Origin of the sequence: Micromonospora andamanensis (assembly GCF_016863495.1) — a bacterium.
In the GTDB taxonomy this organism is placed as follows: Bacteria; Actinomycetota; Actinomycetes; order Mycobacteriales; family Micromonosporaceae; genus Micromonospora; species Micromonospora andamanensis.
Window position 1 is genome coordinate 13,996 of sequence record NZ_BOOZ01000056.1, and the last position, 25,467, is coordinate 39,462.

The 25,467-nt window shown below is 70.6% G+C and carries 27 protein-coding genes; 11 read left to right on the plus strand and 16 right to left on the minus strand.

Annotation, left to right across the window (positions count from 1 at the left end):
• Positions 1–3: 3 nt before the first annotated feature.
• Positions 4–483: a hypothetical protein gene (locus tag Van01_RS28915; RefSeq protein ID WP_204014254.1), complete on the plus strand. Its 480-nt coding sequence runs from the start codon at positions 4–6 to the stop codon at positions 481–483.
• 77 nt (positions 484–560) lie between these two features.
• Complete coding sequence (locus Van01_RS28920) at positions 561–1,778, plus strand: MFS transporter (protein ID WP_204014256.1); 1,218 nt, start codon at positions 561–563, stop codon at positions 1,776–1,778.
• Between the two features lie 12 nt (positions 1,779–1,790).
• Here the strand turns inward: Van01_RS28920 and Van01_RS28925 are convergent, their stop codons facing one another.
• Positions 1,791–2,657, minus strand: a complete 867-nt coding sequence (locus Van01_RS28925; RefSeq protein ID WP_204014259.1) for an NAD(P)-dependent oxidoreductase — start codon at positions 2,655–2,657, stop codon at positions 1,791–1,793.
• Positions 2,658–2,733: 76 nt separating this feature from the next.
• Here Van01_RS28925 and Van01_RS28930 point away from each other — a divergent pair, with 76 nt between their 5' ends.
• Entirely contained in the window at positions 2,734–3,495 is a 762-nt protein-coding gene (locus tag Van01_RS28930) for an arginase family protein (protein WP_204014262.1), read from the plus strand.
• A 45-nt stretch (positions 3,496–3,540) separates the two neighbouring features.
• On the opposite strand, the gene Van01_RS28935 is transcribed toward Van01_RS28930, so the two are convergent.
• The 3 genes from Van01_RS28935 to Van01_RS28945 all read right to left on the minus strand — a co-directional run bounded on the left by Van01_RS28935 (position 3,541) and on the right by Van01_RS28945 (position 6,108).
• Complete coding sequence (locus Van01_RS28935; protein WP_204014266.1) at positions 3,541–4,284, minus strand: SDR family NAD(P)-dependent oxidoreductase; 744 nt, start codon at positions 4,282–4,284, stop codon at positions 3,541–3,543.
• Positions 4,285–4,374: 90 nt separating this feature from the next.
• Complete coding sequence (locus tag Van01_RS28940; RefSeq protein ID WP_204014269.1) at positions 4,375–5,331, minus strand: diacylglycerol/lipid kinase family protein; 957 nt, start codon at positions 5,329–5,331, stop codon at positions 4,375–4,377.
• A 138-nt stretch (positions 5,332–5,469) separates the two neighbouring features.
• Positions 5,470–6,108 (minus strand): TetR/AcrR family transcriptional regulator, encoded by a 639-nt coding sequence (locus tag Van01_RS28945; RefSeq protein WP_204014274.1) that lies wholly within the window; start codon positions 6,106–6,108, stop codon positions 5,470–5,472.
• Between the two features lie 158 nt (positions 6,109–6,266).
• On the opposite strand from Van01_RS28945, the gene Van01_RS28950 reads away from it, so the two are divergent.
• Positions 6,267–7,016 (plus strand): SDR family NAD(P)-dependent oxidoreductase, encoded by a 750-nt coding sequence (locus Van01_RS28950; protein ID WP_239099368.1) that lies wholly within the window; start codon positions 6,267–6,269, stop codon positions 7,014–7,016.
• Between the two features lie 163 nt (positions 7,017–7,179).
• Here Van01_RS28950 and htpG read toward each other — a convergent pair whose 3' ends face one another.
• The 5 genes from htpG to Van01_RS28975 form a co-directional block, all read right to left on the minus strand.
• Positions 7,180–9,096, minus strand: a complete 1,917-nt coding sequence (htpG, locus tag Van01_RS28955) for a molecular chaperone HtpG (RefSeq protein WP_204014277.1) — start codon at positions 9,094–9,096, stop codon at positions 7,180–7,182.
• Between the two features lie 188 nt (positions 9,097–9,284).
• Positions 9,285–9,551: a GlsB/YeaQ/YmgE family stress response membrane protein gene (locus Van01_RS28960; RefSeq protein WP_204014280.1), complete on the minus strand. Its 267-nt coding sequence runs from the start codon at positions 9,549–9,551 to the stop codon at positions 9,285–9,287.
• A 137-nt stretch (positions 9,552–9,688) separates the two neighbouring features.
• Positions 9,689–10,336 (minus strand): GerMN domain-containing protein, encoded by a 648-nt coding sequence (locus Van01_RS28965; protein WP_204014283.1) that lies wholly within the window; start codon positions 10,334–10,336, stop codon positions 9,689–9,691.
• Positions 10,333–11,688, minus strand: coding sequence for a HAMP domain-containing sensor histidine kinase (locus tag Van01_RS28970; RefSeq protein ID WP_204014287.1), 1,356 nt, complete (start codon positions 11,686–11,688; stop codon positions 10,333–10,335). The genes Van01_RS28965 and Van01_RS28970 overlap by 4 nt, the downstream gene beginning before the upstream one ends.
• Positions 11,685–12,374 carry a response regulator transcription factor gene (locus Van01_RS28975; protein WP_099845648.1) on the minus strand — a complete coding sequence of 230 codons (690 nt, stop codon included), beginning with the start codon at positions 12,372–12,374 and terminating at the stop codon, positions 11,685–11,687. The genes Van01_RS28970 and Van01_RS28975 overlap by 4 nt, the downstream gene beginning before the upstream one ends.
• A gap of 153 nt (positions 12,375–12,527) precedes the next feature.
• Between Van01_RS28975 and Van01_RS28980 the strand changes: the two genes are divergently transcribed.
• The 6 genes from Van01_RS28980 to Van01_RS29005 all read left to right on the plus strand — a co-directional run bounded on the left by Van01_RS28980 (position 12,528) and on the right by Van01_RS29005 (position 16,127).
• The gene (locus Van01_RS28980; protein WP_204014290.1) at positions 12,528–12,989 is read left to right on the plus strand and encodes an STAS domain-containing protein; all 462 of its coding nucleotides are present in this window, start codon (positions 12,528–12,530) and stop codon (positions 12,987–12,989) included.
• 42 nt (positions 12,990–13,031) lie between these two features.
• Positions 13,032–13,301: a GlsB/YeaQ/YmgE family stress response membrane protein gene (locus Van01_RS28985; RefSeq protein WP_204014293.1), complete on the plus strand. Its 270-nt coding sequence runs from the start codon at positions 13,032–13,034 to the stop codon at positions 13,299–13,301.
• Positions 13,302–13,389: 88 nt separating this feature from the next.
• Entirely contained in the window at positions 13,390–14,076 is a 687-nt protein-coding gene (locus Van01_RS28990) for an STAS domain-containing protein (RefSeq protein ID WP_204014296.1), read from the plus strand.
• Positions 14,077–14,161: 85 nt separating this feature from the next.
• Positions 14,162–14,962, plus strand: a complete 801-nt coding sequence (locus tag Van01_RS28995; protein ID WP_204014299.1) for a hypothetical protein — start codon at positions 14,162–14,164, stop codon at positions 14,960–14,962.
• Positions 14,963–15,030: 68 nt separating this feature from the next.
• The gene (locus Van01_RS29000; protein WP_239093784.1) at positions 15,031–15,594 is read left to right on the plus strand and encodes a DUF6529 family protein; all 564 of its coding nucleotides are present in this window, start codon (positions 15,031–15,033) and stop codon (positions 15,592–15,594) included.
• Positions 15,595–15,620: 26 nt separating this feature from the next.
• On the plus strand, positions 15,621–16,127 hold the full coding sequence (locus Van01_RS29005) for a Rieske (2Fe-2S) protein (protein ID WP_204014305.1): 507 nt from the start codon (positions 15,621–15,623) through the stop codon (positions 16,125–16,127).
• A 136-nt stretch (positions 16,128–16,263) separates the two neighbouring features.
• Here the strand turns inward: Van01_RS29005 and Van01_RS29010 are convergent, their stop codons facing one another.
• The 7 genes from Van01_RS29010 to Van01_RS29040 form a co-directional block, all read right to left on the minus strand.
• Positions 16,264–18,240: a cellulase family glycosylhydrolase gene (locus Van01_RS29010; protein WP_204014307.1), complete on the minus strand. Its 1,977-nt coding sequence runs from the start codon at positions 18,238–18,240 to the stop codon at positions 16,264–16,266.
• A gap of 216 nt (positions 18,241–18,456) precedes the next feature.
• Positions 18,457–19,140, minus strand: a complete 684-nt coding sequence (urtE, locus tag Van01_RS29015; protein ID WP_239093888.1) for an urea ABC transporter ATP-binding subunit UrtE — start codon at positions 19,138–19,140, stop codon at positions 18,457–18,459.
• Positions 19,141–19,148: 8 nt separating this feature from the next.
• Positions 19,149–19,922: an urea ABC transporter ATP-binding protein UrtD gene (gene urtD, locus Van01_RS29020; protein WP_099845639.1), complete on the minus strand. Its 774-nt coding sequence runs from the start codon at positions 19,920–19,922 to the stop codon at positions 19,149–19,151.
• Positions 19,919–21,088: an urea ABC transporter permease subunit UrtC gene (gene urtC, locus Van01_RS29025; RefSeq protein WP_204014311.1), complete on the minus strand. Its 1,170-nt coding sequence runs from the start codon at positions 21,086–21,088 to the stop codon at positions 19,919–19,921. Before urtC ends, urtD begins: the two co-directional genes overlap by 4 nt.
• Positions 21,085–21,972: an urea ABC transporter permease subunit UrtB gene (gene urtB / locus Van01_RS29030; RefSeq protein ID WP_204014313.1), complete on the minus strand. Its 888-nt coding sequence runs from the start codon at positions 21,970–21,972 to the stop codon at positions 21,085–21,087. Before urtB ends, urtC begins: the two co-directional genes overlap by 4 nt.
• A 70-nt stretch (positions 21,973–22,042) precedes the next feature.
• On the minus strand, positions 22,043–23,287 hold the full coding sequence (gene urtA / locus Van01_RS29035) for an urea ABC transporter substrate-binding protein (RefSeq protein WP_099845637.1): 1,245 nt from the start codon (positions 23,285–23,287) through the stop codon (positions 22,043–22,045).
• A 454-nt stretch (positions 23,288–23,741) separates the two neighbouring features.
• Entirely contained in the window at positions 23,742–24,869 is a 1,128-nt protein-coding gene (locus Van01_RS29040) for a substrate-binding domain-containing protein (protein ID WP_239093887.1), read from the minus strand.
• Between the two features lie 97 nt (positions 24,870–24,966).
• Here Van01_RS29040 and Van01_RS33595 point away from each other — a divergent pair, with 97 nt between their 5' ends.
• Complete coding sequence (locus tag Van01_RS33595; protein ID WP_204014317.1) at positions 24,967–25,413, plus strand: MarR family winged helix-turn-helix transcriptional regulator; 447 nt, start codon at positions 24,967–24,969, stop codon at positions 25,411–25,413.
• The last annotated feature ends 54 nt before the right edge of the window (positions 25,414–25,467 follow it).

The window sequence follows — 25,467 nt, forward strand, 5'->3', positions numbered from 1 at the left end:
CGCGTGCTCGACCCGCTCGTTCGACTCGCCGGTATTCCGGCCACCCGGGACCAACTCGACGACACCGAACTCGATCTCATCGACCGGGCCCGGCAGGCCGGCGCGACCTGGACCCAGGTCGGTGAGGCCCTCGGGCTGGGTAGCCGGCAGGCCGCCGAGCAGCGCCGCCAGCGCCTGGCCGCCGCACGTACCGCCCGCCGCGCGAGGTCCGACCGGCACTGGCCGGCGGAGGTGGCCGCGCTGCGGGGGCTTCTCATCGACCTGCGCCGCTGGATCGACGCCGACCGTCGCTGGGATACCCGTTTTCCCCGGGCCGCGCTGACCCGCCGCACCACTGTGCTCGCTCTCGAGGCCGAACCGGGCGGCCTGTACGACCTGGCCGCCCGGATCCGCGCCGACCTGCCGGTCGCCGATCCCGGACTGCCCGTCCCGGTACGCGCGATCGCTCGCGACCTCGCCGAAGCGCTGTCAACACCAGGTTGACATCGGTCTCCGACTATTGCCTGGACACGACTCAAGGCGTGACGCTGTGAGCCACTCTGACTCGATACGGAGGGCTCGTGCGGCGCAACGCGATCCTGTTCGTGGCGGTGTCCCTGTTGTCCGGCCTCGGCGGCAGCGCCATGGCCCTGGTCGCCGGCATCTGGATCCTCGACCTCACCGGCTCCCCCGGCCTGGCCGCGCTCGCCGGTCTCTGCGGCTACGCACCCACCCTCGCCGGACCGTGGCTCGGCATTGTGGTCGACCGGCTGCCCCGACGCCCTGTCGTCGTCGTGGCCAACCTGACCGTCGCCGCCACCCTGCCCAGCCTGCTCGCGGTCCGTGGCCCCGACCAGGTGTGGCTGCTGTTCTGCGTGGCCACTGTCTACGGCATCGCGTACGTCATCGTCGACGCCGGTGAGAGTGCCCTGTTGCCGGCCGCACTGTCGCCGGTGGACCTGGCCCGGGTCAACGGGTGGCGCTCCAGCGCCCAGGAAGGGGTGAAGCTTGTCGCTCCGCTGGCCGGTGCCGGACTCTACGCCTGGCAGGGGGGACACCTCGTCGCTCTGCTCGCCGCCCTGTTACCGGCGCTCGCCGCGGCCGGCTACACGGCGCTGCGCCTGACCCGTCCGCCAACCACTGTGGCGTCCCACGATCGGGGAGTTCGCGCCGGACTCACCGTCCTGGTCGGCTCGGCGTCCATCCGACGTCCGGTGATGCTGGCCGGGGTCGCCATCGGCATGTCCGGCTTCACCACCGCCGCCGGCTACGCGGTCGTCACCGACACGCTCGGCCGCCCGGCGACGTTCCTGGGCGTCCTGCTCAGCGCCCAGGGCGCCGGCTCGGTCGCCGGTGGACTCGTCGTCGGCCGGATGATCGCCCGGTTCGGTCCCACGGCCGTGGGACTGACCGGCGCCGGACTCTTCGCGGTCAGTTGCCTGATCCGGTGCCTGCCCTGGTGGCCGGGGGTGGTCACCGCGTCGGTGCTGGCCGGACTCGGGCTGCCGTGGGCGCTCGTCGCGGCCGTCACCGCCGTCCAGACACACAGCCCCGACGCGCTGCTCGGCCGGGTCGCCGCGACCGCTAACACGCTCATGTTCGGGCCGATCGCGGCGACGACTCCGCTCGGCTCCGCCGCCGTGCTGCTCGGCCCCCGGCCACCGCTCGTCCTGGCCGCCGCCGTCTGCCTCACCGCCTGCGCGCTGACCTGGCGACGTCGACGCGACCGTTCACCCGCCGCGCCCCTCCCCCGGGTCGTCCGGTCGTCCGGGGATGACGTCGCGAGCCGAAACGCCTGACGACGTCGATGGCTACCCGACCGTCGCGGTCAAGCCCTCGCCGCCGCGGCCGTCCGCGATGAGCGCCTCGACTCGCGCCGCCACCTCTGCCAATCCGCCATCGCCGAGCCGTCGGTCGGCCCGCAGCGCGATGAGGTGCCGGACGACTGTCAAATGTTCGGTGAGGTCAGCGGGACCTGGCGGGTAGGTGCCCCGCTGCATCTCCGAGGCGGTGGCGGGAACCGCCGCAACGACGTGGTTGAGCTGGGTACTCGCCGTGCGGGAGAACTCGACCACGTCGACACCAGCCGCGCGTGCCGTTTCAAGGGCTCGTAGCAGGCCGAGTTGGGCGTCGTACCAGACGCCGAACAGAGCGAGGTCCCAGACCGCAGCTGCTTCCGGCGCCTCACCGACAAAGCGTGGCGTGCTCAGCAGACCGAGGATCGTCCGGTGCTGCTCGAAGGCGTACGCAGATCCGCTGTACAGGATGGTCGCGGTATCCGTGCCGATCATCTCGGGCGAGGCTTGGATCCCCGCGTCGAGGTAATGTGCGCCTCCGCTGGTGACCCGCCGGGCCGCTACCCGCGCCTCACTGGCGGTCCCCGTGTACATCCCGACAACCGTACGCCCGGACAGCTCCGTGTCGACCTGGGCCAGGCACTGCTCTACCGCTGCGAAGTCCTTGAGCGTCAGGAGGACGAGGGAGCTTGCTGCCGCTGCCTCCCGAATGGACCGCGCTGGTAGTGCCCCGGCGGCCACCAGGTCGGTTGCCCGACTCTCGGTACGGTTCCACACCGTGACATCGTGCCCGCTTCGCAGTAGGCGATATGCCACCGCGCTACCGATGGCACCGGTGCCGATCACCGCGACCCTGGCTGCCGACTTCTCGATTCCACCCACGGCACGATCATCTGACCTCAACCTCGCTTGAGGTCAAGCGGACGACGTCATCGTTGGAACGTGGATAGGGTGAGGCGTGACCACGATCCTGGTGCCCTACCACCAAGATGAGCGGCTGCTGGACGATGAGATCCCGGTGGCGGCGGACATCACTGTTCGGTCGCCGGTGCTCGACGGTGATGCCTGGCGGCTCGTGGCGGGGGTCTGCTCCGCTACTGCGGCGGCAGTGTCGCCGGTGGTGGCGGCCGGCGGCGTACCGGTGGTGCTCTCCGGCGACTGCATGGTTGCCGGCGGCACCGTCGCCGGGGTGCAGGGAGCGGGAGTGGACCCGGCGGTTGTCTGGTTCGACGCCCATGGCGACGTGCACACCTTGCAGACGAGCACTTCGGGCTATCTCGGAGGTCTTTCGCTGCGGCTGCTGAACGGTGCGCATACCGAGAGGTACGCCGACGTGATCGGGTTGCGGCCGGTGTCGCCGGAGCGCACGGTGTTGGTCGATGCGCGGGACCTGGATCCCGCCGAAGTCGAGTATCTGGCCGGCAGCGAGACCCGTCGGCTCCCGGTCTCCGAGGTTTCTGCGGACACCGTGCCGCCAGGTCCGCTGGTCCTGCACATCGACGTGGATGTCATCGACTCGGGCGAGGTGCCCGGTCTCCGTTACCCGGCGTCGAACGGGCCGTCGGCGGATGCAGTCCTGGCCGCTTGCGCGCGGCTGTTCGCGACCGACCGCGTGGTGGCGTTCGACGTGGCATGCCCATGGTTGCGGACCGATGACGAGGGCCAGCGGGACATCCGTACCCGGCTGTTGTCCCGCCTGACGGCTCTCGCCACCCGCTGAGCCGCAGCCCAGCCACTGCTGACCCGACGGCGGTGAGCCCGGGGTTCAGATGGTGAAGCCGCCGTCGACGTTGATCGTCGCCCCGGTGATGTAGCGCCCGTCCGGGCTGGCAAGGAATGCCACCGTGGCAGCCACGTCGGCGGGGTCCGCGTAGTGGCCGAGGGCGGTGAACCCGGTGATCGTCCCGGCGTTGGGGCCGTCGACCGGGTTCAGTGCAGTGTCCGTGGGCCCTGGGTTCACCAGGTTGACGGTGATCGCCCTGCCGCCGAGTTCGCGTCCGAGTGCCTTGGTCAGCCCGATCAGGGCGGTCTTGCTCATGGCGTACAGCGAGAAGCCCGGGAAGACCGCACGCTCGGCGATATTGCTGCCGATGTTGATGATCCGCCCACCGGCCGGCATGTGGCGCACCGCAGCCTGAGAGGCGACGAACGGCGCCCTGACGTTGACCGCGACGGTCTCGTCGAACTCGTCCAGGCTCAGCTGCTCCAGCGGGCCGAGCAGGAACGCGCCGGCGTTGTTGACCAGGATGTCCAACCGACCCCATTCGTCGGCGACCCGGTCGACCACGCCGACCACGGCCGCCGGTTCGGCGCTGTCCGCCCGCACGGCGACAGCCCGCCGTCCCGCGGTCTTGATCTGATCCACCATCTCGTCGGCGCGCTGCTGATTCCGCTGAAACGTCAGCGCCACATCGGCGCCCTCCTCGGCCAGGCGCAACGCCACCGCCGCGCCAATCCCACGACCACCGCCAGTGACCAGAGCCACCTTGCCGTCAAGTGCGTTGTTCATGACGCAAAGCCTGGTCGACAGAGGGTCGACTGTCCGGCGGTGATCGGACGCCGCGTTCGCGGCGGACCGGTCCGCCGGCCGCGCCACCCCTCACCGCGATTCGGACGCTTCCTCGGCGTCAGGGTCGGGGCAGCAGACGGTCAGGGCAGCGGGCACGGCGCGTACCTTCAGTTTCCGGGCCGTGCTGCGGGCGCCGCCATCCAGTTCGTACGTCTTCGCTTCGGCGAAGCGGACCTTGACCTTGCGGCCTCGGGTGATCCGCACGAACTTCGAGTCGTCGGAGCGGCCGGTGGCCATCTTGCCGAGGGTGCGGGCCCAGTCGATGGCGCCGCTGGCGGTGGAGACCCCGATCTCCAGCGCGCCGCTGTCGGGGCGGGCGTCGTCGAAGGCGGGAATGCCGCCGGTGATGGTGCCGACGTTGCCGAACAGCACACAACTGGCCGCACCGTCGAACCACAGGGCACCGTCGACGGTGATCCGGGTCCGGGTGAGTTCGCCGCGCACGTGGCGCAGCCCGGTCCACACATAGGCGAGCCGGCCGAGACGCCCCTTCATCTCCCGGTCGGCCTCGCGGATGAGGTCACCGTCGAAGCCGGCACCGGCCATCACCGCGAAGTGCTCACCGTTGAGCTTGCCCAGGTCGAGCCGGCGGTGCTGCCCGTGCAGGCCGATCCGGACCGCCTCCCGCAGGTCCTCGGGAATGCCCAGGTTGGTGGCGAACAGGTTGGCGGTGCCGGCCGGCAGGATCGCCATCGGTACGCGGGATCCGGCGAGAGTGTCGGCGCAGCGTTGGACCATGCCGTCGCCGCCCCAGACGAAGACCAGCTCGGCACCCTTGTCGAGGGCCTTGCGAACCTTCTTCGGCGCCTTACGGCTCTTGGGCACCTCGTACCAGAGCAGCTGCTCGACGCCCGCGCCGACCAGCACCGCCCGCAGTTCATCCAGGCCCCCACCGAGGGTCTTCTTCCGGTGGGCCACGACCGCGACGGTGCCCACCGCCACGGCGGGCGCGGGCCGGTCCGGGTCCGCCAGCACACTCGCACTCATGACTGCCCGTGGTACCCGGCAGCCCGCAATTTCACGCCTGGTCGATGGGGTGCTCCAGCCATTCGTGGTCCGATGCCCCACAGTCGCCAGGCCTCCCGCGGGAGAAAACGCTCGCTCCACGGCGTGCCCGGCAACGGCTCACCGGCCCGGACGGTCGACGTCGGTGCCATAGCGCGCGACCGCGGTGCGGACGGCTTCGTCCACGACCGCGGTCGTGCGGGCAGGGGTCACCGTCCAGTCCGGGAGCACCAGACGCGGCCAGAGCAGGTAGTTGGAGATCATCCCGAGGAACTGCGTGGCGGCCATCTCCGGATCAGCGATGTCCGCGACCCCCGCGTCGCGCTCGGTCATGAGGTAGATCCGGACGGACTCGAAGTATGGCAGTTTGCCGCGTGAGAAGTGCGCCTTGGCCAGTTCGGGAAAGCGTGGCAGTTCGGCGATGACGATGCGGAACAGGTCCGTCATCTCCGGCTGGCTCAACAGCGTCGCGTAGCGCCGGCCGAGCACCGTCAAGCCGGCCGTCAGGTCACCCGCGGGCGGCAGCTCTGCGACGTCATTCTCGGCCCACGAGTCGATCACGATTGCATCGAACAATGCCGCCTTGGTCGGAAACTGCTTGAACAGCGTCGCTTTCGACACCCCGGCGCGCTCGGCAACCCGCGCTAGCGATGCCCGGTCGTAGCCCAGGTCGAGGAAAAGCTCAGTTGCGGCCTGCACGATGAGCGCGCGTTTCTCCTGCGCCACGCGCTGGTGATAGGCCGACGGCGCTGGGGTCATGCGTCCATGATAGCGAGGTGAGTGGGTTGACTCACCACTCGCCGGGACGTAGCCTTGACAAGGTGAGTCGATCGACTCACCACCCGGCTCGACGGGTTGTCGTCTCCCGCTCGCACTCGGAGGAACATATGCCCCGCTTCGCCAATCAGACAGTGCTCGTGACCGGCGGCGCCGGTGGACAGGGAACCAGCCACGTTCGCGCGTTGCACGCCGAAGGCGCCAACGTCGTCATCGGCGGCATCGATGCCGAGCGCGGCGCCGGCCTCGCTGCCGAGCTGGGAAGCGCGGCGCGTTTCGTCCGCCTCGACGTCTCCGAAGATGAGTCGTGGGTCGCCGCCATCGAGGAAACCGAGAAGGCCTTCGGTGCGCTCACTGTCCTGGTCAACAACGCCGGGGTGCAGAACCCGCCAGCCCTCATCGAGTCCACCCACCGGGCTACCTGGTCTCGCATCCTCGACGTCAATCTGACAGGCACCTTCCTCGGCATCAAGACGGCCGCACCGGCGCTGCGGCGCGCGGGGGGAGGAGCGATCGTCAACATCGCCTCCACCATGGGCATCGGCGGTACCGCCTACTACGCGCCCTACGTCGCCAGCAAGTGGGCGGTCCGAGGGCTCACTCAGACCGCGGCCCTTGAGCTGGGCCGCGACAACATCCGGGTCAATGCCATCCACCCAGGCGTTGTCGCCACCCCGTTCATAACCGAGCCGGCGGCTGGCAGCGATACCCCGATCGCCGACTTCTACTCGCCCGAACCGTTCGCCATCCCGCGACTCGGGCAGCCCGCCGACATCACCGCGCTGCTGTTGTTCCTCATCTCGCCGCACGCGGCCTTCATCACCGGCGCCGAGTATGTCATCGACGGAGGGCTGCTCCTCGGCCCCGCCCTACCGAAGGAAGCCGCATGAACCCCGCGGACCAGCATGGCGAGTGATCAAGTGGGGCGTACCTGCTCGCCGGTGACCTGCTCGACGCTGGCCGCATGCTGGTCGCCGCCCGACACCGCGACGATCGGGCCCGCTCCCGGGGTCGAGTGGTTCCGGCATCACTCGACCCCGGGAGCGGCAGTGACTACAGAGTGCGGGCGAGGCGGTCGGCGAGGATCCGGGCGAACCGGGACGGGTCGGCCAGGTCGCCGCCCTCGGCGAGCAGCGCGGTGCCGTAGAGCAGCTCGGCGGTCTCCGCCAGGGAGTCGCCGGCGCCGCCCTGTTCGTGTGCCTTGCGTAGGCCGGTGACGAGCGGGTGGGTCGGGTTGATCTCCAGGATCCGCTTCACCTTCGGCACCTCCTGACCCATCGCGCGGTACATCTTCTCCAGCGTCGGGGTGAGGTCGTGCGCGTCGCCCACCACGCAGGCCGGTGAGGTGGTCAGGCGCGATGACAGCCGGACCTCCTTGACGCTGTCGGCCAGCACCTCGCCCATCCAGCCGAGCAGGTCGGCGTACTCGGTGCGCTGCCGCTCACGTTCGGCCTCGGCCTCGGTACGCTCCTGCTCGGTGTCCAGGTCGACCTGCCCCTTGGCGACCGAACGCAGCGTCTTGCCGGCGTAGCTGCCCACCCGCTCGACCCAGACCTCGTCGACCGGGTCGGTGAGCAGCAGCACCTCGTAGCCCTTGGCGCGGAACGCCTCCATGTGCGGGGAGTTCTCGATGGTGGCCCGGTTCTCCCCGGTGGCGTAGTAGATGTCGGTCTGACCCTCACGCATCCGGGCGACGTAGCCGCCCAGGTCGGTCAGCTCCGCCGGGTCACGGGTGGAGGCCGCCGACAGGATCTCCAGCAGGATCTCCTGGTTGTCGGTGTCCTCGAGCAGGCCCTCCTTGACCGCCGGTCCGAACTCGGCCCAGAAGGTGCGGTACCGCTCCGGCTGGTCGGTCTTGAGCTCCTTCACCGTGGCGAGGACCTTCTTGACCAGGCGACGGCGTACGGCCCGGATCTGCCGGTCCTGCTGGAGGATCTCCCGGGAGATGTTCAGCGACAGGTCGTGCGCGTCCACCACACCCTTGACGAAGCGCAGGTAGTTGGGCATCAACGCGTCACAGTCATCCATGATGAACACGCGCTTGACGTACAGCTGCACCCCCCGACGTCCCTGCGGGGAGAACAGGTCAAGCGGGGCGTGGGTGGGGATGAACAGCAGCGCCTCGTACTCGAAGGTCCCCTCCCCCCGCATGTGGATGGTCTCCAGCGGGTCCGCCCAGTCGTGGCTGACGTGCTTGTAGAACTCGTGGTACTCGGCCGGCTCGACCTCGCCGCGCGGCCGGGCCCACAGCGCCTTCATCGAGTTGAGCGTCACCGTCTCGGTGGTGGCGGGAGCGTCGTCCACGCCCGGACGTTCGACTGTCATCCGGATCGGGTGGGCGATGAAGTCGGAGTAGCGCTTGACGATCTCCCGGATCGTCCACTCGGCGGTGTAGTCGTGCAGGTTGTCCTCGGCGTCGGCGGGCTTGAGATGCAGGGTCACCGCCGTGCCCTGGGGCGCGTCGTCGAGTTCGGTGATGGTGTACGTGCCCTCGCCTGTGGACTCCCAACGCGTACCGCCGCTCTCGCCGGCCCGCCGGGTGACCAGCTCGACCCGCTCGGCGACCATGAACGCGGCGTAGAAGCCGACGCCGAACTGGCCGATCAGCTCCTGTGACGCACCGGCGTCCTTGGCCTCCCGCAGCTGCCGCAGCAGCTCCGCGGTGCCGGACTTGGCGATCGTGCCGATGACGGAGACCACCTCGTCGCGGCTCATGCCGATGCCGTTGTCCCGTACGGTGAGGGTACGGGCGTCCCGGTCGACCTCGATGGCGATGTGCAGGTCGCCGGTGTCGACGGCGAGATCCTTGTCGACCATCGACGCCAGGCGCAGCTTGTCCAGCGCGTCGGAGGCGTTCGAGATCAGCTCGCGGAGGAAGACGTCCTTGTTCGAGTAGATCGAGTGGACCATCAGCCGGAGCAGCTGACGCGCCTCGGCCTGGAACTCCAACGTCTCGGCCCGGTCGTTCACACCAAGTCCCTTTCCGGTCGTCGCCACGACGGTTCGCGGAAAGGATACGAGTCGTCGCGCTGCGCGTGCGTCGGGTGGTCGGTCTACGGACTCCGAGACCACCCGGCACCACAGCTGTCACCTGTCGGTGTACGGCCTGACGCCGGCCCGCCCCGGGCGTCGGGACGGGCCGGCGTCAGGGACGGTGGTCAGCGTCGACGACCGTAGGTGCCGGCGACCACCGAGACACCGACGGCGGCGAAGGCGATCTGGATGAACAGCTCGATCCAGTCGATGCCGGCGGTCTCGTCGACGCCGAGCACGCCGGCGAGCAACGTGCCGAGGATCGCGGCGACGATACCGATCAGGATGGTGAGCAGGATCGGGATGCGCTGGCGGCCCGGCACGACGAGCCGACCGAGGGCGCCGATGACCAGACCGATGAGGATGGCGGTGAAGAAGCCACTGATTTCCACGGGAGCGTCCCTCCGACGTCGAACATGAGCGTCCGTCAGGTGCCCTGCCCGGCACTGTCGTCAAACGCCGCCGTCGGTCGCCGCGGGCTTTGTCACGCAACCGTCGCGCAACCGCGGGACACCCGTCATCCGGGCGCTCAGCGCGGATTGATCAACACAGCGTAGTCGGCCGCGATGAGCGGGCCGGACGACAGCGAACCGTCCGCCCGTGGGACGCTCAGCGGCGCGCCGCCCTCCAGGAACAGCACCGCGTCGACGTCGGTGCGGGCGCTGAGCGTGCAGACGATCTGGCCGTACGCCAGCCGCCCGTCGCTGCGGCCGGTGTCCACCGCGGTCAACCCGACGGTTACCCGGGCCACCCCGTCGACGAGTTCCACCACCGCGCTGGTGAAGGCACCCGGCAGGGCACTTGTCAGCCCGTCGTCGGATTCGGCGGGGGTCGGCCCGGCCAGCAGGCCGCGCAGTTGCGCGTCGAGGGCGGGCACCTGGTCGACGCGGCGGATCACCGGCACCAGGCGGTCGTCGCGGGAGAAGTAGAGCGTCTCGGTAAGCGCGCCGGTCTCGGCCGCCGTCGGAGCCGCCGTGGCGGTGGACGGGAACGGGACGGGTGGCGGGGTGACCGCGCGGGGCCGGTCCTCGGCGGGCACCCCGCACCCCCCGACAAGTACGAGCACGGCGGCCACCAGCACGAGCCCTGCCCGCCGCGCGTCCCGGACCACACGAGGCGCCCACCTGACCCGGACGGCTCCTCCGCCGGCCAGGTCGGCGGTGGCGGCCCGGGTCATGCGACGCTCCCGGGCAGGGTGACGCGGAACCGGGCGCCGCCCTCGGGGCGGTCGCCGACCGTGGCGTCGCCACCGTGCGCCGCCGCGTGCTGAGCCACCAGGGCCAGCCCCAGGCCGGTGCCGTCGCCGCCGCCCCGGTAGTTGGCGGCCCGGCCCCTGACGAAGCGGTCGAAGATCACCTCGCGGTCCTCCATCGGCACTCCGGGGCCTTCGTCGTCGACCTCGATCACGCCCGCGTCAGCGGTGTGGGACAGCCGCACCGCGACCGCCCCGGCGCCGTATCGCTCGGCGTTGTCGAGCAGGTTGGTCAGCACCTGGGTCACCCGGCGGCGGTCCACCCGCCAGCTGGCAGGCGTCCCCACCGCCACCTGCACCATCGACTCCGGCAGGTTCCGGTCCTGGCACGCCCGGCGGGCCAGCTCGGGCAGGTCGACCGGCTCCCGATGCACGGGCTGGTCGCCCCGGGCCAGGTCCAGCAGGTCGTTCACCAGTTGCTGGAAGCGGTCGATCTCGTCGGCGACCAGCCGGGCGGCGGTGGCGGTCCGCTCGTCCAGATTCTCCCGGCGGCGGGACAGCACACTTGCCGCTGCGGCGAGCGTCTGCAACGGCGAGCGCAACTCGTGGCTGACGTCGGCGGCGAAGCGCCGGTCCCGGTCGATCCGCCCGGCCAGTTCGTCGACCATCCGGTTGAACGAGGTGGAGAGGCGGGTCAGGTCCGGGTCGGTGTCCGGGGCGAGCCGGGTGGTGAAGTCGCCGGCCGCGATCCGCTCGGCGGCGTCGGCGACGGCGGTCAGCGGGCGCAGCCCGTGGCGGGTGGCGTACCAGCCGAGCGCCGCCCCCGACCCGGCCACCATGATCGCCACCGCGGTGAGCGCCAGTGCCAGCACCTGGAAGGTCTGTTCCAGCTCCCGCAGCGAGGCGATCTCGTAGAACGCTGTCGACTCGGACAGCGGCACGCCGACGAGCATCACCGGATGGTCGTTGACCCGGACCCGTTGCACCGCCGGTTCGCCCGCCGAGACCAACTCCTGGAGCCGGTCCGGAACGATCGTGGTGAGCCCGTTGTCGGCACTGCGGGCGTACCACTCGCCGTCGAGCAGCACCAGGGGCCGCCGTCCGGTGCCGGTGTCCAGCGCCCGCAACGCCTCCGCGACGTCCGGGTTCTCGGTGTTCAGCCCGGCGCGGACCACCGCCGCGTCGTAGTACGCCGCCCGCAGCACGGTGCGCTCCCGTTCGTCGAGCAGGGTGCGGCGGGTCAGCTCGTACGACACCAGGGCCATCGAGGCGGACAGCAGCAACGCACCTATCGCGAACGCGGCGGTGACCCGGGCACGCAGTCCGAGGCGTCTCATCGTTGCAGCTTGTAGCCCAGGCCGCGCAAGGTCACCAGGTGCCGGGGGTTGGCCGGATCCGCCTCGATCTTCTGGCGGAGCCTGCCGACGTGCACGTCGACGAGCCGTTCGTCGCCGCTGTCGTATCCCCAGACGCGGCTGAGCAGCTGTTGACGCGACAGCACCCGGCCGGCGTGCTCGGCCAGCTCGCACAGCAGCCGGAACTCGGTACGGGTGACCGCGACCGGCTCACCGGACCGACGCACCTCCCCCGCCTCCGGGCTCACCTCCAGCTCGCCGAAGGAGAGCACCGGCACCGGCTCCGGCCCGTCCGGGGCGGTGACCGTCCGGCCGCGCCGGCGCAGGGCGCGCAGCCGGGCGGTCAGCTCCTTGATCGCCACCGGCTTGACGACGTAGTCGTCGGCGCCGGCCTCCAGGGCGGCCACGATGTCGTGGGTGTCGTCGCGGGCACTGACCACGACGATCGGCACGTCGTCGTCGCGGCGTAGCTGGCGGATGCCCTCGAAGCCGTCGATGCCGGGCAGCATCAGGTCGACCAGGACGTAGTCGGCGGGATCCCGGCGCTGCGTCCGCAGCCCCTCCTCGGCGGTGGCCGCTCCCCGGGCCTCGTAGCCCTCGTCCTCCAGAGCGAGCAGCAACGCCAACCGGATCCGGTCGTCGTCCTCGATCACCAGTACCGCTGTCATACCGGAATCATCCCCAAGCCCTCACCGCCGGGCCAACCGCGACCGGCATCAGGGTGTTTTGTCACGCAACTGTCATCCGTCCGCGCGGTGCCCGCCAACCCCGCTGGGCAGGGTGAAAGCCACTCGGAGACAGCTGGAGAGGGGGCCTTCGACGTGACCGCACCACGACGCCCCGAGTGCTCGGTGCCACTGGTGGAGGTGTCCATCACCGAGTTCGACCTGGCCTGCCTGCCGGAGACCGGCGCGGTCCTCGACCAGTTGCTGGCGCTGCACCCACAGCAGGTCGTGATCGACCTGGCCGGCTGCCGGCACATCGACGCCGCCGCCATCGGCCTGCTGCTCGACGTGCACCGAAGGATGATCCGGAGCGGCGGTGTGCTCGCGGTACGCAACCCGAACCCGCGCATCACCCGCATCCTGCAGACCGCTCGGCTGGACCAGATCCTGCCCGTGCACACCGACGCGGCAGCCACCCCGGCCCCGGTCAGCGGAGCGGTGTCCGCCGCGCCGGCCCCCGCCGCACCTGACGGTTCACCGGCCGGCGGGACACCGCCATCGGGCGCGTCGCCGCGCGCCGCCGCGTACGGCCGCGCCGCGGTCGTCGCGCGCACCTGACAAGCGAAGCCGACGCAGCAGACCGCGAGCACGAGGAGCAGCATGACCAGCGCCGGGATCGTCACGGCAATCGCCGTCGGCCTCGCCGTCGGCGCGCTCGGCCGACTGGTCCTGCCCGGCCGCCCGGGCGTGCCACTGTGGCTCACCATGACGATCGGCGCCGTCGCCGCCCTGCTCGGCGCCATCACCGCCTGGCTCGCCGGCGTGCAGGGGTTCAGCCTGCTGGGCCTGGTCGTGCAGGGCGGGCTCGCCGCGATCGCGGTGGTGATCGCGGTGGCCACCACCGGCAGGGAACGCTCCGACTCCCGGTGAGCAGTCCGCACGGCGACGGCACCCTCCGCCCGCCGCCCCGAGTTCCGTACCCCGGCCAACCGGCCGCGGGCACCGGAGAGGAAACCGGATGACCGTCGTACCGGACGACAACCTGATGACCCTGATCTGCGACGTCTGTGGTGACACCACCACCGGCACCGCCTGTGTGCTGCCCGACGCCGAGGTCGTCTGGACGCTGGTCTCCGACCACGGCTGGAGCGGTTCACCGTTCGCCACCGGTCCGCACCGCTGCCCCCGGTGCAGCGCCCTGCCGCCGGGCGCGCCACCACCCGGCGACGACCGGGACGGCGGTGGGTCGCGTGGCAATGTCGACATGGCGGCGGCGCCCGCCGACAGCGATCTCGAACCGGACACCGGCGACGCGTTGCGGGCCGCCCTGCGCGGCGCGTACGACGTGCGCGGGACGGTGGTGGTGGACCTGACAGGCGTCCAGGTCATCGACTCGGTCGGGCTGGGCATGCTCGTCCGGGCCCACCGGGACGTACGCGAGCGGGGTGGCCGGCTCTGCCTCGCCGCGCCGTCGAGGTTCATCCGCACGGTGCTGCACACGATGAAGCTCGACGGGGTCTTCCCGATCTTCGACAGCCTCGACGTCGCCCTCGACCAACTGCGGGCGGCGGCGCTTCAGGACGCCGCGGACGCCGGCATCCATCCGGTCGACGTGACCCCTGTCGACGTGCCGCGTCCCCCCGCCGAGGTGCCGTCGACGCCAAGCGCCCGCCGCCGTCGCCCGGCTCGCCGCGTCACCGTCTGAGGCCGCGGGTTCCGGGGAGGTTCCCGGCGTCCCGATTGAACCGATCCACCACCTCCTCCGTACCTCTGGGCGAAGGGAGTGGCCCATGAAGCGCCTGACCCCGTTGCTCACCCTCCTGTCGGGGGCGGTGACGGCTGCCGTGCTGTTCACAATGAGTGCACAGGCATCCCCGCCGGGCACCCAACCCGCGGCCGGCGGAGCTCCACCGGCCGCCGCGCCGGCCCCACCCGCCGATGCGGAGGCCGACGCCGACGCCGAGGTGGACCCCGACGCGGCTCCGCCCGGTGAGGAGCCGAGCGACACCGACGCCGACGCCCGGCGACCGGCCGGCACGTCGCCGCCGACCGATCCCGACGCCTCGTCGGCCGGCACCGAGGTGACATCGGTCGAACAGAACTGGATCGGTGAACTCGAGAACGGGGCCACCATCGCGATCACCGTGAAGGACGGCAAGGCCGAGGCGTACGTCTGCGACGGCCGGAGCATGGAGCTGTGGCTGTCCGGCACGGTGCGCGACGGCAAGATCGAGCTGACCGGCAAGGACGCGAAGCTGACAGGCGTCATCCGGGGCGACCGCGCCAGCGGTGAGATGATCGTCGGCGTTCGGCGCTGGAAGTTCACCGCCCGGCCCGACAACACGTCGAGCGAAGAGGCGGTGGTCAAGTCCGGTTCGGGTACCGCTCCGGCGATCTACCGGGTGACCGACGAGACCCGCAAGGCCGGCTACGACGGCGGCTGGATCATGCTGCCCGACGGCACTCAGATCGGCATCGTCACCTGGAACGGCAAGCCCATTCCCGCACCGCCGTTGGACCCCGCCTTCAACAGCACGGTGGTCAACGGGGTGACCCTCGTGGCCGAGCCGGTAGTCCCCGGGGCGCGGTGATGTCACAGCACCGGCAGGGCGGGGCACGCACCGTGCCCCGCCGGGCGCCCGAGCCGATGGTCGAGGTGATGCGTGACTTCGGCGCGCCGCCGCCGAGCGCCCCGAGGCGGCGCCCTTCGCTGCTGGTGCCGCTGGTCGTCGGGGCCGGGGTGGCGGTGGCGCTCGGCGTCTACGGGCGCACCCACACCCCCACCGGCATCGCGGTGAACGTGGCAGGCTTCTCCTCGCCGCTGACGGTGAAGGTGTGGCTCGGCACCGGGGCGGCGTTCTTCGCGGTCATCCAGTTGCTGTCCGCCCTGTCGATGTGGGGCCGGCTCGGCGGCTTCTCCCCGTCCTGGGCCGGCTCGGCGCACCGCTGGTCCGGGCGGATCGCGTTCCTGCTCACCGTGCCGGTCGCGGTGCACTGCCTCTACGCGCTCGGGTTCGCCGACTACGACACCCGTACGCTGCTGCACTCCCTGCTGGGCTGCTTCTTCTTCGGCGCCTTCGCCACCAAGATGCTGACCCTGCCCAAGCGGGGCCTTGCCGGTTGGGTGCTCCCCACCATCGGCGGGGTCGTGTTCGTCGCTCTGATCGGTGTCTTCCTGACCTCGTCGGTCTGGTACTTCACCACGTTCGGCATCCAGTTCTGATCCCCCGGAAAGGCAAGGCACCGCAGATGAACCACGAGCAGGCTGGCTGCTGCCGGTCGCGACGAGCCCTGCTGGCCGGTACCGGCGCGGTGGGCGTGGCCGCGCTCACCGGTTGTGCGACGTACGGTCAGCCGACGGCGGCACCACCGGCCGCGCCACCCGCCGGTACCGCCAGCGGCGAACCGTCCGGCGGCGCGGACCCGTCCGGCACCGCCACTCCGGGCGACGACGCAGCCGACCCCGGCCCGCCGGCACTGGCCACGCTTGCCGACATCCCGGTGGGTGGCGGTGCGATCTTCGCCGATGCCGGCGTCGTGGTGACCCAGCCGACCGACGGGATCATCAAGGCGTACTCGTCGACCTGCACCCACCAGGGCTGCACGGTCACCTCCGTCTCCGACGGCACGATCGTCTGCGCCTGCCACAACAGTGTGTTCGACATCGCCGACGGCTCGGTACGCAGTGGCCCGGCGGGAGCGCCGCTGCCCGCCGCGAACGTCACTGTCGACGGTGACGCCATCCGGTTGGCCTGACCGGACCCGGCGATGCGAACGCGGTGACGCGGCCCACCCAGGCCCGGGCCGCGCGGGGCCGTCCGAGGTGGCGTCGCGCCCCCGGGCGGCCCCTGCCCCACCCACGATCCGCAGGTGAGGCAGGGGCACCTCGGCGTCAGGACGCGGCGCAGGTCAGCCCGGAAGGCGTACCCGATCCGCTGCCGGTCAGCCCGAAGGTGGTGCTGGTCCCGGCGGCGAGTTGCCCGTTGTACGGCTCGTTGCGCACCGTCACGGTGGTGCCGGAGGTGGTGAGCCGGCCGTTCCACAGCGACGCGATGGTGGTACCGGCGGGGGCGGTCCAGGTCACCGTCCAGCCGGTGATGGCCGCCGTGCCGGTGTTGCGGACTGTCACCTCCGCCTGATAGCCGCCCTGCCAGGAACTGACCACCCGGTACGTCGCGGAGCAACCGGCGTCGCCGTTGCCGTTGTCGTTGCCCGCCGTGGTGGTGACCGTCGACGGCGGCGACGCCGCCGAGACGTTGCCGGCCGCGTCGCGGGCGCGCACGGTGAAGGTGTAGCTGGTCGAGGCGCTCAGCCCGGTCGCCCGGTAGGTGGTTCCGGAGACCGTGCCGACCACGGTGGCGGCTGCGGAACCGGTGGTCCGCAGCACCTCGTACGAGGTGACGCCCACATCGTCCGTGGCCGCCGCCCAGTTCAGCGTGGCGGCGGTGGCTGTCACGTCGGTGGCGGTCGGCCGACCGGGTGCGGTAGGCGCGGTGGTGTCACCGGGGCCGGGACCACCTGCGTAACGCTCGGCGAGGCTGATGCCGGTGGTGGAGCCGGCGCCGCCGAGGCGCACGTCGTGGTCGAGGCCGACGAACTTGCCGTTGTGCTGCCACAGCGCGGGCTTGAGCATCTGGTTGTACTTCGTCTCGTCCCAGCTGGCCCAGTCGTCGAGCAGCAGACCCCCGGTGTCACCGGAGTTGGGGTTGAGGCACCAGAAGGTGTGGTGGATGCCGTTCTCGATCATCAGGTCGCGCAGCGCGGCCATCCAGCGGTCCTGCCGGGCGTCCTGCCCCAGCCGGCCGCCCCACTCCCCGACCAGCAGCGGCGCGATGTTCTGCTCGTGGATGTAGAACCAGTTCGGCCGCCACACGTCGTTCGTCAGCGAGTCCTTGTCGAAGTCACCGGCGAACCACGGCTGCTCGTACACCAGGGGCCCGTAGTCGTGCGGTGAGTAGACCAGTTGATCCTGCTGGGCGCCGAGGTTGACCGGGTGTTCGGCGACGCCGCGCAGGTTGCCGCCCCACCAGTTGTAGTGGTAGTTGGGGCTGCGGTCGGGGTTGGTGTTCGGCGAGTTCCAGGTGGCACCGGCGCGCGGGTAGATCTCGATGCCCTCGCAGAGGATCAGCAGGTTCGGGTTGATCGCCAGGATCCGCCGGCCCGCCGTCTCGCAGGCGTACTTGAAGTTGTCCTGGTCGGTGCTGGAGTCCCACTTGGCCCGTTGGGGATCGTTAGGGGTTCCGTGCGGCTCGTTCTTGATGTCCATCGCGACGATCGTGTCGTTCGTCCGGTAGCGGGTGGTGATCCATTCCCAGCCCTGGAAGAACTGCTCCGGGGTGATGCTGCCCTTCCACCACACCGGATAGACGTGGCCGGAGTTGTCCGCCTCGGCGCTGTGCACGTCGAGCATGACCTTCAGGCCGTACTCCTCGCAGAGCGCGAGCCAGTGGTCGAAGACTTGGAGGTTGTTCAGGCCGTCCAGCTCCGGGTTGACGTACGTGTTGACGTTGGGCCGGATCGTCTGGCCGGCCTTCCATTCGAGCAGCAGTTGCGTGGAGATGGGTACCCGTACGATGTTGATGCCCCGCTGGGCCATCTGACGGGTGATCGATTCGAGGTTGCCGGACCAGAGGCCGTGGAAGACCCGTTCGCTGGCGTTGAAGCCGAACCAGTTGGCCCCGGTGAGCCAGACCTCGTTGCCGGCCTCGTCGACGATCCGGTTGCCGTCGGTGTGCAACCAGTCGGCAGTGGCCGCGGCGGCCGGTACCGCAGCCGTCGGGGCCGCTGTCGCGGCGGGTGCGACGGCGGTCAGGCCGAGCAGGGCCACGGCCGCTGTCACGGCGGCCTGGAGTTTTCTACGTGCAGACATGCGACTTCCTCTGTGGTGGGTGAGGGAGCGAGCACGTCGAGGAACAGTCCTGCCCAGGGACCGTGGGAGCGCTTCCACGCCCACCCTAGGCGGTCAACCTCCACAACGGAAGACCCACCCACCACCCTCGCCGATCTTGCACTTTCCGTCCCCGCAAAGGCAACTGAAGGGGCATATTGGCGACCGAAAGTGCGAGATCGGCGGTGTGGGGGTGGGTTAGACCGCCAGGGCTTCGCGGACGGTGTGTTCGGCGGTGGTGCCGCCGTCGCCGGAGGAGGTGACGCGGCCGGACTCGAGGACGTGGTAGCGGTCGGCGACCCGCAGCGCGAAGCCGAGGTGCTGTTCGACCAGGAGCACGCTGAACCCGGTCTGGGCGATGAGCGCCACGATCCGGTCCTGGATCTCGGTCACCACCGACGGTTGGATGCCCTCGGTCGGTTCGTCGAGCATCAGCAGCCGGGGCCGGGTGATCAGGGCCCGGGCGATGGCCAGTTGTTGACGCTGACCGCCGGAGAGCAGCCCGGCCCGCCGGCGCAGCAACTGACGCAGCGCCGGGAACAGGTCCAGCACCTCCGAGGTGGCCGCCGCGCCGTCGCGACGGCCGTCGGCGACCAGGCGCAGGTTCTCCGCCGCGGTCAGGTGCGGGAAGCACTGCTGCCCCTGCGGCACGTACGCGATCCCCCGGGCGACCCGCTGGTGCGGGGCCAGCCGGGTGATGTCCTCGCCGTCGAGTTCGACCCGCCCGGCGGTGGGGCGCAGCAGGCCGGCGGCCACCCGCAGCAGGGTCGACTTGCCGGCGCCGTTGTGGCCGAGCACCGTGGCGACCCCGTCGGCGGGCACCGCCACGTCGACGCCGTGCAGCACCCGGCTGCGCCCGTAACCGGCGTGCACGCCACGCATCGCGAGCATCATGCCTCCGTACGCGTCGGGGCCGACCCGGCGTCGACCGGGTGACCGAGGTAGACCTCCTGCACGCGCGGATCGGCCTGCACCTGCGCGACGGTGCCCTCGCTGAGCACCCGCCCGGCGTGCAGCACGGTGACGGTACGCGCGAAGCGGCGCAGGAAGTCCATGTCGTGCTCGATCACCACCACCGTGCGGTCCTGGCTGACCTTCTCCAACAGTTGCCCGGTGGCGTCGCGTTCCTCGTGGCTCATGCCGGCGACCGGCTCGTCGAGCAGCAGCAGCCGGGTGTCCTGCACCAGCAGCATGCCGATTTCCAGCCACTGCTTCTGCCCGTGGGCGAGGGTGCCGGCGAGCTGGTCGGCGCGGCTCGCCAGGCCGATCACGTCGAGCGCCTCGGCCACCTCGTCGGGCACGCCGTGGCGGCGGCGCAGCAACGTCCCCCAGCCACGCCGGGCACCGGCGGCGATGTCGAGGTTCTGCAACACCGTCAGTTCCTCGAACACCGTCGAGGTCTGGAAGGTCCGGCCGACGCCGAGCCGGCTGATCCGGTGCACCGGCCTACCGAGCAGTTCCCGGTCACCGAAGCGCACCGAGCCGGTGGCCCGGACCAACCCGGTGACCGCGTCCACGAGGGTGGTCTTGCCGGCGCCGTTGGGTCCGATCAGGAACCGGATGTCACCTGGGGCGACGTCGAGGGACACCCCGTCGACGGCGGTGAACCCGTCGAAACTCACCCGCAGGTCGCGTACGTAGAGCCCGTGCAGTTGCCCGGTCATGCCGCTCCCTCCCGCCGCCGCAACCGAAGTCGGCGCAGCAGGCCCGGGCGCGGTTCGCCGTCGTCGCGGCGGCGGGCCAGGCCGATAAGCGACGCCAGGCCGCCGGGCAGGAAGGCCACCACCACCACGAACAACAGGCCCTGGAGGTACGTCCAGGTGCCCGGGAAACGCTCCGACAGGGCGGTACGGGCCCAGACCACCGCGACCGCGCCGAGCACCGGGCCGAGCAGCGTGGCCCGACCGCCCACGGCGACGCCGATGACGAACTCGATGGACGGCACGATCCCGATCAGCGCCGGGGAGATGATGCCCACCGCGGGTACGAACAGCGCGCCGGCCAGCCCGGCCATGCCGGCGGCGACCACGTACGCGACGAGTTTGACGGTGGCCGGGTCGTAGCCGAGGAAACGGACCCGTTCCTCCGAGTCGCGGACGGCCACCAGCAGTTCGCCGTAGCGGCACTGCGTCAGGTGCCGGGCCAGGGCCAGCAGCGCCAGCAGGGTGCCGGCGATGATGAAGTAGACCATCCGCTGGTTGACCGGGTCGTCCAGGTCGTAGCCGAAGAAGCCCTGGATGTCGGTGAGCCCGTTGGTGCCGCCGGTGGTGCCCTGCTGTCCGATCAGCAGGATCACCATGGCGGCGGCGAGAGCCTGGCTGAGGATGGCGAAGTAGGCGCCGCGTACCCGGCGACGGAAGACCAGGGACCCGAGCACGAAGGCGACGGCCATCGGCAGCAGCACCGTGGCGGGCAGGGCGAACCACGGGCTGGCGAAGGGTCGCCACCACAGTGGCAGCTCGTCGAGTTGCCCGTACAGCAACATGAAGTCGGGCATGTTGCCCGGACCCGCGTCGGCCAGCTTGAGGTGCATGGCCATCGCGTAGCCACCGAGGCCGAAGAAGACACCCTGGCCGAGGGTGAGCATGCCGCCTCGGCCCCAGGCCAGGCCGATGCCGACCGCGACCATTGCCACGCAGAGGTACTTGGCCAGCAGGGAGAGCCGGAAGTCCGAGAGCACCAGCGGCGCGACGGCGAAGAGCAGAGCCGCGCCGAAGGCGAACCCGGCGGCGGCCCGGTAGCGGTGCCGGGACGGTCCGGCCGCCGGTCTGGTCGGTGGTGCCGGCGCGGGATCGGCGGCGGCGACGGGATCTCGGGCGACGGTGGTCATGCGAGGCTCCTGGTGCGCAGGGTGAACAGGCCCTGGGGTCGCCACTGGAGGAACGCGACGATGGCGATGAAGACCATCACCTTGGCGACACTGAGGGTGGTGAGGTATTCGCCGGTGGCCTGGAGCACGCCCAGGGCGAAGGCGACGATGACGGTGCCCTTGAGCTGGCCGATCCCACCGACCACGACGACCAGGAAGGCGTCGATGATCAGGTTGGTGCCCATTGTGGGACCGATCGGCCCGAGCAGGGTGAGGGCCACTCCGGCGATGCCGGCCAGGCCGGAACCGATGAAGAAGGTCATCCGGTCGACCCGGGTGGTGGCGATGCCGGAGACGGCGGCCAGGTCCCGGTTCTGCACCACGGCCCGGATCCGGCGGCCCAGCGGGGTGACCCGCAGGGCGACTGTCAACGCGACGACCGCGCTGCCGGCCAGGGCGAGGATGAACAGCCGGTTGTTGGCCACGGTGATGCCGCCGGGCAGCCCGATGTTGCCGGTGAGCAGTTCCGGGGCGCGGGTCTGCACGTTCGGGCTGCCGAAGATGTCCCGGGCGAGCTGTTGCAGGATCAGTGACACCCCCCAGGTGACGAGCAGGGTGTCCAGCGGGCGGGCGTAGAGACGGCGGATCAACAGGATCTCCAGCAGCACGCCCATCGCGCCGGCCACCACGAAGGCGACCGGCAGGGCGATCAGCAGCGACCAGCCGGCCGCGGTGATGACCTGTTGCAGGACGTACGTGGTGTAGGCCCCGGCCATGATGAACTCGCCGTGGGCCATGTTGATCACGCCCATCTGGCCGAAGGTGAGCGCCAGGCCGAGCGCGATGAGCAGCAGCACCGCCCCGATGCTGACGCCGGTGAAGAGTTGGCCGATGAGAACTGTCACGGTGCGTACTCCGAACTGCTGGTGGGGCGGTTCGGGCGGGACCTGGGTCCCGCCCGAACCGGGGTGACGGCTAGCTCAGGCCGCCGGCCCACGGGTAGCTCTTGAGGTACGGGTCAGGGGTGATCGGCTGTCCGGAGTTCCAGACCTCGGTGATCAGCCCGTCCGCACCGACCTTGCCGACGCGCGCCGTCTTGGCGATGTGCTGGGTGGCACCGTCCACTGTGACCAGCCCCTCGGGTGCCTCGAAGGTGATGCCGTCGGAGGCCTCACGGACCTTCTCCACGTCGAAGGTGCCGGCCTTCTCGACCATCGCCTTCCACAGGTAGACCGAGACGTACGCGGCCTCCATCGGGTCGCTCGTCGGCTTGTCCGCCCCGTACTTGGCCTTGTACGCCGCGACGAACTTCTCGTTCGCCGCACCCGGCGTGGTCTGGTAGTAGTTCCAGGCGGTGAGCTGCCCCTCCAGGTACTGGGTGCCGATGCTCTTGACCTCCTCCTCGGCGATCGACACCGACACCACGGGCATGCTGGCGGCGGTCAGCCCGGCGGACTTGTACTCCTTGAAGAACGCCACGTTGCTGTCGCCGTTGAGCGTGTTGAAGACCGCGTCCGCGCCGGAGGACTTCACCTTGTTCGTGATGGTGCCGAACTCGGTGGAGCCCAGCGGCGCGTAGTCCTCCCCCAGCACCTTCATGCCGTTCGCCTCGGCGTACGCCTTAATGATCTTGTTCGCGGTGCGCGGGAAGACGTAGTCGGAGCCGACCAGGTAGAGCGAGGTGGCCCCCTGGGCCTTGAGGTAGTCCAGGCCGGGAACGATCTGCTGGTTGGTCGTGGCTCCGGTGTAGAAGATGTACGGCGACTGCTCCAGGCCCTCGTACTGCACCGGGTAGAACAGCAGCGCCTTGTTCTTCTCGAACACCGGCTTGACGGCCTTGCGACTGGCCGAGGTCCAGCAGCCGAAGACGGCCGCCACCCGGTCCTCCCGGATCAGCTTCTCGGCCTTCTCGGCGAAGGTCGGCCAGTCCGAGGCGCCGTCCTCGCCGACGGGTTCGATCTTCTTGTCGAGCACGCCCCCGGCGGCGTTGATCTCCTCGATCGCCAGCATGATCGAGTCCCTGACGGTCACCTCACTGATGGCCATGGTGCCGGAGAGGGAGTTGAGCAGGCCCACCTTGACGGTGTCGCCGGAGACATCGGCGGCGACTCCCGCAGCGGTGTTCCCGTCGGTGGTCTTGCTGCCGCACGCGGCCAGCGCAGCCGCGGCGACCAGGGTCATGGCACCCGCCAGGATGCGGCGGCCCCGGATCAGTGTCATCAATTCTCCCTGCGTCGCGTGTGACGTCAGTCAGTGCCCGGGAACGATCGTCGGTCCCGAGTCGAAGTGCGGATCTGGGTAACTGCGGTGCGGTCCGTCGGTACTTTGCGCGCTACCGGGTGCGGCGGGTGGACACCGAACCGGCGGCGAATGGAATATCGGGCAGGGAAAGCTTCGATCCGTTTCGTTGCGCGGATGTTTCCCAATCCTCAATAGACTGTTTCCGCTGGCCCGGAGCGCCCTGACTAGGGCCACGAAAAATGCCGGCACCTCGCCCGGGAGAATCGGCGAAATGGCACCGGCACACAATTATCAGCCGCAGTCGGCTGCACTTTCCGTCCATCACCGGACGGTGGTCATATCCGACGCGACGGTCGGATGCTTCACGTAGGAAGTATCTTTGCCGCCGGCCGACGGACCTGTCAAGGCACGGTCCGGTCACGCCCTACGGAGATCACAGTTCAGCGAGGACTGTGAAGTCCAGCCCGTCGGCCTCGGCCAGGTAGATCCGCTGGCGGACGTGCCGACGACGCAGCCGCAACTCGCCACGCGGCCCGTCGTACGACACCACGTCCGCGGATGCCTCCACCGCTCGTACGTCGAGCGTGCCGGCCTTGGCGATCAGGGCGGCCAGCAACATCACACCCTCGTAACAGGACTCACCGAGGCTGCCCAGCGGCGGTGCCTCCAGCCCGAAGCGGCGACCGAAGCTGCCGTGGAAGTCGAGGTTCTCCTGGGTCACCAGGCCGGCGAAGAAACCCGCAGCGCTGAACAGCCCCCGGGTGTTGGCGGCACCACTGGCCAGCAGCATGTTCTCGTCCATCAGGGTGCTCAGCCGCAGGCACCGCTGATCCAGACCGGCCCGCGCGAACGCCCGGTTGAACCGGACCGCGTCGGCGCCCACGAGCAGCATGAGCACCCCGTCGGCGTCGCTGTGTTCGATGCGGCGCAGCACCTCGGCGTAGTCGTGCGTCTCCAGCGGCAGGAAGTGCTGACCGACCACGCGCCCGCCGCTGCGCAGCGCGTACCGGTGGGCCGCCCGGGTGGTTCGGCGTGGCCAGACGTAGTCGTTGCCGACCACGAACCAGCGCCGCACCCCGAGATCCCCGGCGAGCACCCGCATCGCCGGTCCCAGCTGCGCGTCCGGCGTCTCGCTCGTCAGAAAGACGCCCTCGGTCCGCTCACCGCCCTCGTACAGGGCGGTGTAGACGTACGGCACCCGGTGCGCGATGCGCGGCGCCACCGCCTGGCGTACGGAGGAGATGTGCCAGCCGGTGACCCCCTGTACCGCGCCCACCGACACCAGCGCCTCCACCTCGGCGGCCACCTCGGCCGGTGGCGCCCCGCCGTCGACAGGCACCAGCCGCAACTCCCGACCGAGCACGCCGCCGCGCCGGTTAAGTTCCTCGACCGCGAGCTGCGCGCAGAGTTCACAGCTCGGGCCGAACATGCCCGCCGGGCCACGCATCGGGTAGACGAGCGCGATACTGACCACGCCGCTGTCGACGGTCAGCCAGGACGCCCCGGCGGTGATGCTCTCCCCCGCCTGCGGGCGCCCGGACCCCGGTGCCGGCGCGGACATGAACACATGGTGGCCGCCGCCGCTGGGGGAAGACCAGCCCTCCCAGCCAGCGGGACATCTCGGTACGATGACACCGCATCCGCGAGGCGGGAGTGCCATGTCAGACCTTCCCGGTTCCGCAGCCGACCTGCTACCCCTGCTCACCCGCGCCGAGCGGCTGCTCTCGCGCCGGGTCGGCGGGGTGCTCGCCGCCGAGTCACTGAGCATCGAGGCGTGGCGGGTCCTCTGCCTGCTCGCCGACGGCCTCGGTCACCCGATGAGCGAGGTCGCCGCGGAGACGTCGTTGCCGCCCGGCACCCTGACCAAGCTTGTCGACCAGCTCGTCGACCGTAACCTCGTCTTCCGCCGGGTCGACCCGATCGACCGCCGCCGCATCCGCGCCTACCTCACCGCCCGGGGCCGCCGCGAACACGAGCGGGTGGACGCCGAGATCCGCGCCCACCTCGCCGGCCTCGACGCGAGCGACGACACCACCCTCGCCGTCCTACTGGACGCCCTCATCACCCGCCTCGACACCACCCACCGCACCCCCACCCCCGCCTGACCTGCCCCCCGCCCGCACCCCCCGCCCGCCCGCCGCGATCTTGCACTTTTGGTC

Coding starts and splice junctions, on each gene's coding strand:
- urtE (WP_239093888.1), bottom strand. CDS start 19,140: ATGCGTGGCGTGCACGCCGGTTACGGGCGCAGCCGGGTGCTGCACGGC.
- Van01_RS28935 (WP_204014266.1), bottom strand. CDS start 4,284: ATGAACAACGCACTTGACGGCAAGGTGGCTCTGGTCACTGGCGGTGGT.
- Van01_RS28995 (WP_204014299.1), top strand. CDS start 14,162: ATGAAGCGCCTGACCCCGTTGCTCACCCTCCTGTCGGGGGCGGTGACG.
- Van01_RS29040 (WP_239093887.1), bottom strand. CDS start 24,869: ATGTCCGCGCCGGCACCGGGGTCCGGGCGCCCGCAGGCGGGGGAGAGC.
- Van01_RS28990 (WP_204014296.1), top strand. CDS start 13,390: ATGACCGTCGTACCGGACGACAACCTGATGACCCTGATCTGCGACGTC.
- Van01_RS29005 (WP_204014305.1), top strand. CDS start 15,621: ATGAACCACGAGCAGGCTGGCTGCTGCCGGTCGCGACGAGCCCTGCTG.
- Van01_RS28970 (WP_204014287.1), bottom strand. CDS start 11,688: ATGAGACGCCTCGGACTGCGTGCCCGGGTCACCGCCGCGTTCGCGATA.
- Van01_RS33595 (WP_204014317.1), top strand. CDS start 24,967: ATGTCAGACCTTCCCGGTTCCGCAGCCGACCTGCTACCCCTGCTCACC.
- urtD (WP_099845639.1), bottom strand. CDS start 19,922: ATGACCGGGCAACTGCACGGGCTCTACGTACGCGACCTGCGGGTGAGT.
- Van01_RS28940 (WP_204014269.1), bottom strand. CDS start 5,331: ATGAGTGCGAGTGTGCTGGCGGACCCGGACCGGCCCGCGCCCGCCGTG.
- urtC (WP_204014311.1), bottom strand. CDS start 21,088: ATGACCACCGTCGCCCGAGATCCCGTCGCCGCCGCCGATCCCGCGCCG.
- Van01_RS28965 (WP_204014283.1), bottom strand. CDS start 10,336: ATGACCCGGGCCGCCACCGCCGACCTGGCCGGCGGAGGAGCCGTCCGG.
- Van01_RS28985 (WP_204014293.1), top strand. CDS start 13,032: ATGACCAGCGCCGGGATCGTCACGGCAATCGCCGTCGGCCTCGCCGTC.
- Van01_RS28975 (WP_099845648.1), bottom strand. CDS start 12,374: ATGACAGCGGTACTGGTGATCGAGGACGACGACCGGATCCGGTTGGCG.
- urtA (WP_099845637.1), bottom strand. CDS start 23,287: ATGACACTGATCCGGGGCCGCCGCATCCTGGCGGGTGCCATGACCCTG.
- Van01_RS29000 (WP_239093784.1), top strand. CDS start 15,031: ATGCGTGACTTCGGCGCGCCGCCGCCGAGCGCCCCGAGGCGGCGCCCT.
- Van01_RS29010 (WP_204014307.1), bottom strand. CDS start 18,240: ATGTCTGCACGTAGAAAACTCCAGGCCGCCGTGACAGCGGCCGTGGCC.
- Van01_RS28945 (WP_204014274.1), bottom strand. CDS start 6,108: ATGACCCCAGCGCCGTCGGCCTATCACCAGCGCGTGGCGCAGGAGAAA.